Source organism: Streptomyces fuscigenes (genome assembly GCF_021556455.1).
Taxonomy (GTDB): domain Bacteria; phylum Actinomycetota; class Actinomycetes; order Streptomycetales; family Streptomycetaceae; genus Streptomyces; species Streptomyces fuscigenes.
The window spans coordinates 1-5,809 of sequence record NZ_JAKGCV010000357.1; the positions used below are offsets into that span (position 1 = coordinate 1).

Annotated in this window: 5 protein-coding genes; 3 read left to right on the forward strand and 2 right to left on the reverse strand. The window is 76.1% G+C overall.

Going from position 1 to position 5,809, the window contains the following annotated elements; translation table 11 throughout:
- Positions 1 to 1,509 (forward strand): hypothetical protein (locus L1885_RS22230; protein ID WP_235798938.1); only part of this gene is annotated, 1,509 nt, incomplete at its 5' end.
- A gap of 74 nt (positions 1,510 to 1,583) precedes the next feature.
- Here the strand turns inward: L1885_RS22230 and L1885_RS22235 are convergent.
- Entirely contained in the window at positions 1,584 to 2,705 is a 1,122-nt protein-coding gene (locus L1885_RS22235) for a hypothetical protein (protein WP_235798939.1), read from the reverse strand.
- Complete coding sequence (locus L1885_RS22240; protein ID WP_235798940.1) at positions 2,702 to 3,685, reverse strand: 5-dehydro-4-deoxyglucarate dehydratase; 984 nt, start codon at positions 3,683 to 3,685, stop codon at positions 2,702 to 2,704. Before L1885_RS22240 ends, L1885_RS22235 begins: the two co-directional genes overlap by 4 nt.
- Positions 3,686 to 4,264: 579 nt before the next feature.
- Here L1885_RS22240 and L1885_RS22245 point away from each other — a divergent pair.
- Both L1885_RS22245 and L1885_RS22250 read left to right on the forward strand, forming a co-directional pair.
- Positions 4,265 to 5,074 carry an NAD-dependent epimerase/dehydratase family protein gene (locus L1885_RS22245; RefSeq protein WP_235798941.1) on the forward strand — a complete coding sequence of 270 codons (810 nt, stop codon included), beginning with the start codon at positions 4,265 to 4,267 and terminating at the stop codon, positions 5,072 to 5,074.
- A 155-nt stretch (positions 5,075 to 5,229) separates the two neighbouring features.
- Positions 5,230 to 5,809, forward strand: a 580-nt coding sequence (locus tag L1885_RS22250; protein ID WP_235798942.1) for a TerD family protein, incomplete at its 3' end; no start/stop codon positions are given.

A 5,809-nucleotide genomic window follows, 5' to 3' on the forward strand; every position in this document is an offset into this window, starting at 1 on the left:
CTGCCGCCGGTGCGGCTGCCCTCGGAGGCCGAACTCGCGCGTGACGCGCTCGCAGCCCCCGTGCTCGCGCGTGCCGTACGGCTCGCGCGCTGGGCCGGGCCCGGCACCCGGGTGGACGCGGAGGGCGAGCTCGACCCCGCGGAGCTGGCGGGCGCCGTCGAGGCGCTCGGCCTCGCGGACGACGAGGACGCGCCGGGCGACGCCGAGGACTACGCGGCGGAGGCCTGGCGCGTCGCCCTGGAGACGGGCCTCGTCGACGTGGCCCTCGACGAGGACCTCCCCGGCGGCGCCGACGGCGACGGCGCGGGGGCGGCGGACGGGGGGGACGGCCCACGCGGGGACGGCGGCGCGGGCCGCGTCTCGGCGGGCGACCAGCTGAAGGTCGTCTCCTCCGGCAGCCCGCGGGAGGTGCTCGCGCTGTGGCTCGACGCGCTCGACGTCGTCGTCGCCGATGCCGTCGCGCCGGTCCTGGACGCGGCGGACGCGTTCGGCGAGGACGGCCGGATCGACTTCGACAGCCTGGACTGGGACCCCGAGGCCGAGGGGGACTTCCTCGACGGAGTCCTCGGCAACCTGTACCAGCTGACCGTGCGGGACGACACCGCCGCCGAGCGCGGCACCTCGGCCGTACCGCTGCCCGCACTCGCGGCCTCGGTGATCGTGCCGGACGACATGGAGGAGCCGACCGACGACATCCTGGAGCAGGTCTCCGAGGCGATGATCCGGCTCGACGACCAGTTCCGCGTGCTGGAGCCGGTCGGTCTCGTCGCGTACACCCCCGTCGACGAGGCCCTGATGGCGGACGTCGAGGAGCCCGAAGAGACGCCCCTGAGCGAGGACGACGTCTCGCGCTACGGACTCGTCACGCTGACCCCGCTCGGCCTGTACGGGCTGCGGGCGCGCCTCGTCGAGGCGGGCGTGGACGCCCCGCTCGTCGGCGATCTCGGTGAGCGGGACGCGCGCGGGCTGCTCGACGGCATCGCGCACTACCCGGAGTGGTCCGCGCGCGAGGAGACGGAGCGCTGGCTCGCCCCGCGGCCGGCCGCCGAGGCGGCCTCCGGCCTGCTGGACGCCGCGCGCGGCGACGATGCCGGGGCGCCGCTGCGCCGCCTCAACTGCCAGCAGGCACTGGCCCTGATCGGCGCGCCCGCCGAGCCGGCGGTCCGAGCGGTGCTGGACGACCCCGAACTCGGCGGCCTCGCCCGCGTCTGGCTCGCGGAGCTGGGCACGGGCACGCCGGTGCCGCCGCCGTCCGCGGACATGGTGTTCTGGCTGACCGTCGACACGATCGCCGCGCAGCTGGACGCGGAGGGCGAGCCCGACGAGCTCCAGGAACTGGTCGAGGGCCTGGTCGGCAGGCACGCCGGGTTCTTCGAGGAGGCGTGGCGGGTGGACCACCCGGCGACCGCGGCGGTCCTGGAGGCCATCGGCAGGCTGCACCCCGACCGCTCGCTCGCCAAGGAGGCCCGGAAGGCCGCGTTCCGCGCGAGGTCGCGCCGCGAGGCGTAGCGCCCCGGGGCGGGGGCCGGGACGGGGCCGTGCCGCCCCGGCCCCCGCCGCCGGGCCAGGCCCGCGCCGGGCGCCTACAGGGAGCGCAGCGCCCCGGTCACCGTCTCCAGGTCCGCGTCCGAGGCCAGCCCCGCGTGGTAGAGCCGCAGTTCGGTGGCGCCCAGGGCGCGGGCGCGGGCCGCGTCCGCCGCCAGGGTGCCGGGGCTGCCGCCCATGCCGCTCACCACCGTGAAGTTGGCGGCGATCACGCCGGCGCCCGCCCGCGCGAAGGGTTCGAGCATGCCTTCGGGCCCGCCCGCGCACGGCACCACGACCCCGTCGGCGACCTTCGCGATGTGCGCCGCGTCCACGCCGGCGTTCGCGCCGGTGCGATGCGGGTGCGGGTCGGCGTGCAGCAGGATCCGGAATCCGCCCGGTGCCGCCGCGCGCACGGCACCGACCACCCGCTCCTGCAATGCCCGGGCCACCCGGGCCCGCCACACCATCGTCCGCTCGCGCAGATCGGCGACGGCCTCCGCAGCGGCCCCGCCCTCCAGCGCGTCGCGCACCTGGGCGGGCGTCACGCCCCCGCCGAGGTCCGCGTGCCCCTCCCGGCAGACGTCGCAGAAGCAGACCGACATCAGGTACTGCGCGGTCTCGCCCGACCCGATGCCCGCGATCTTGTCGTGGGCGTGCAGGTGCGCGAGCCCGTACCAGCCGCACGACTCCAGCTCGGTGCCGGACGCGCCCGGGCGGACCGCCGCCTCCACCGCGAGGTCCGTCAGGTACTCGGCGACCTCCGGCCGGGCGATGCAGGGCGCCCAGGGGTAGCGGTCGCCGTAGGCGTTCACCACGGACGTGGCCGGACGCTCACCGCCCAGGCGGGAGTTGTGCGCCAACACGACCCAGCTGTGCACGTCGAGGCCCGCGTCGGCGAGGGCGCGCGCGGCCTCGCCGAACGCGTCGCCGGGCGCCCACGCCCCCGACTCGTACGGCCGCAGGTCCCGGCCCTCCCAGCGCCCGGCCGACGGCGGGTACAGCACCGCCGCGTGCTGCGCGGTGACGATCCGGTGGCCTGGGTGCCGGGGCGTGACGGCCCGGGTCGAGTGGTACGCGGACGCCAGGGTGACCTGCTGGACACCCAGGCCGCGCACGCGCGCCGGCGCCGCCGGATCGCCCACCACGTCCCACGGGTAGAGGAACGCGGAGGCCCTCACGCGCCCGCTCCCGCGGCCGTCGCGTCCTTCGCGCCGCCGCGTTCGGCGAGCAGCGCGTACCCCCGCTCGACGATCTCCGTCAGCTCCTTGACGTGGGCGGGCTGCGGCTCGGTCAGCGGGCTGCGCACCTCGCCGACCGGGAGCCCCCGCATCCGCACGCCGGCCTTCACGAGCGAGACCGCGTAGCCGCGGCCCTTGGCGCGCAGTTCGACGAGCGGACGGTAGAAGACGTCGACGAGCCGGTCGACCATGTCGTCGTCCCCGGTGTTCAGGGCCCTGTGGAAGGCGACGGCGATCTCGGGCGCGAAACAGAAGACGGCCGACGAGTACAGGGTGATGCCGATGCCCCGGTAGGCGAGCCCGGTCAGCTCGGCCGTCGGCAGCCCGTTGAAGTACAAGAAGTCGCGGCCGGGTTCGGCGGAGCGCACGGCGCTGACGATGCGCTGCATCAGGTCGAGGTCGCCGACGCCGTCCTTGAGGCCGACGATGTTGTCCGTGCGGGCCAGTTCGACGACCGTCCCGGGCGTGAAGACCGCGTTGTCGCGCTGGTAGACGACGACCGGCAGCGGGGTGGCCGCGGCCAGCGCACGGTAGTGGCGCAGCAGGCCCTCCTGGTCGGCCACGACCAGGTACGGGGGCATGGCGAGCAGGCCGTCCGCGCCGGCCTCCTGCGCGATGCGCGCGAACTGGATCGCGAGCGCCGTGCCGTACCCGGCGCCCGCGACGACCGGCACGCGCCCCGCCGTCGCCTCGACCGCGGCCGCCACGTACGCGCCGAACTCCTCGGGGGTCAGGGCGTGGAACTCGCCGGTCCCGCAGCAGGCGAAGACGGCCGCGGCACCGGCCTCGACGCCCGCGGCGACGTGCTCGCGGTAGGTGGTCAGGTCGGGTCCGCCGTCCGGGCCGTACGCGGTGACGGGGAAGAACAGCGGCCCCTCCCCGCGGGTGAGGCGGTCGGTGAGCGGGGCGGCTGAGGTCACGGGTGCTCCCTGGCTGCTTCTGTGCACGTCTGTGATTGGCGTCTATATTTCTGAACGGTATCCACGCTAATGCGCCCCGTCCGCTCCGGTCAAGCGCAGAACCGGGCAACTCCGCGGGTCCGGGCGGGTCGTCCGCGGCCGGTCCGGACCGTCCGGCGGGGGCCGGGCCCGCGGTGCGGGCGCCGGATCCGTGTCGCCGGCGGGGCGGCGCCGCCGGGGTCGTCCGGCGGGCCGAAGTGCGCTTTCCGGTGCTGTGGCCGGTCCCGCCACGATATTCCGGCGGCCGCGGAGCCGGAACACGGCCCACGCGCCCCGGCGGGTCCGGGACGGTCGGTCGCCGACGGGACCTCCGGGTCAGGGGGGTGACGGAGCCGGGCGCGCGCCCGGCCGTACGGTCCGCGGGCCGGGCGGCCGGTACGCGCGGGGCTCGGGGGCATTGCGGGTGCCGCGAGGGCGCCGGCGCGGGGCCCTGCCGGGTCCTCGCGGCCCACTTGACGCCCCGGTTCGCCCGTCCCTAGGTTGATCGAGCCCCTCTCCAATCATGCATATGAACGACGTTTACGGAGTTGAGAGACCGCCATGCCCGCACCTCGTACCGTCCTGCTCACCGGCGCGGCCGGCGGCCTCGGCACCCTGATGCGGGGGCTGCTGCCCGCGTACGGGTACGACCTCCGCCTCTTCGACGCCGTACCCGTCGAGGGCGAGCCGGACGCCGTCGTCGCGGACCTGGCCGACACCGGCGCGCTGCGCGAGGCCGTGCGCGGGGTGGACGCCGTCCTGCATCTCGCGGGCATCTCGCTGGAATCCGGCTTCGACAAGATCCTCCGGGCCAACATCGAGGGTACGTACAACCTGTTCGAGGCCGCGCGCGCCGAAGGGGTCCGGCGCGTCGTCAACGCGTCGAGCAACCACGCCGTCGGATACACGCCCCGGCCCGCACCGGGCGAACCGCTCGTGCCGGTCGCGACCCCTCGCCGCCCGGACACCTTCTACGGCCTGTCCAAGTGCTTCGGCGAGGACCTGGCGCAGCTCTACTGGGACAAGCACGGGATCGAGACCGTGTCCGTGCGCATCGGCTCCTGCTTCGAGAAGCCCACCACCGTGCGGATGCTGTCCCTGTGGATGAGCCCGGCCGACGGCGCGCGGCTCTTCCACGCGGCCCTCACCGCCGGGGAGGTCGGCCACACCGTCGTGTACGGATCCTCCGCCAACACCCGCCTGTGGTGGGACCTCTCCCCGGCGCGGGCGCTCGGCTACGAGCCGCAGGACGATTCCGAGCCCTACGCCGCGGAGCTGATCGCCGAGCAGGGCGAACTGGAGGACGGCAACCCCGACCACGCGGGGATCGGCGGGCCGTGGGTGTCCGACCCGCCGATCTGGCCCCGCTGACCGGCCGTACCCGGCGCCCCGCCCAACCGGGCGGCCGGGGCCCGGCGGGCGCCGCGCCGCGTGCGCCGCCGACGGGCACGGGGCCGGACGGGTGGACGCGGCGGGAGGGACGCGGGTAAGGGAACGGCAAAGGCGGGCCGCTCGTTACGCGTGGCATGACTGCTATGACCCCGGGCTCGAACCTCCCGCTGCCGGCCACGCGCGTGACGGTGGCGGTCGCGGCGCCCGTGCGCCTCGACGTCTCGGCGCTGCTGCTGACGGACGCGGGCAAGGTCCGCTCCGACGACGACTTCATCTTCTACAACCAGCCCGCGGGTCCCGGCGTCACCCACCGCGCGGGCGGCGGCTCCGCCCCCGACGCCATCGTCGTCGACACGGCGGCGCTGCCCGCGGGCATCGAGAAGGTCGTCGTCACGGCCAGCCCGGACGCCGAGGGCGCCACGTTCCGGGGCACCGAGCCCACGGCCACGGTCACCGCAACGGACGACGGCTCAGCCGTCGCCACCTTCACGCCGCCGAGCCTCGGCTCGGAGACCGCGCTCGTGATCGTGGAGCTCTACCGGCGGGGCGGCGCCTGGAAGGTCCGCGCCGTCGGCCAGGGCTACGCCGACGGACTCGCCGGGATCGCCACGGACTTCGGCGTCTCCGTGGACGAGCCGGCCGCGCCCGCCGCACCGCCGCAGGCACCCGTGGCCCCCGCACCGCCGCAGGCCGCCCCGCCGCAGCCCCCGTCGG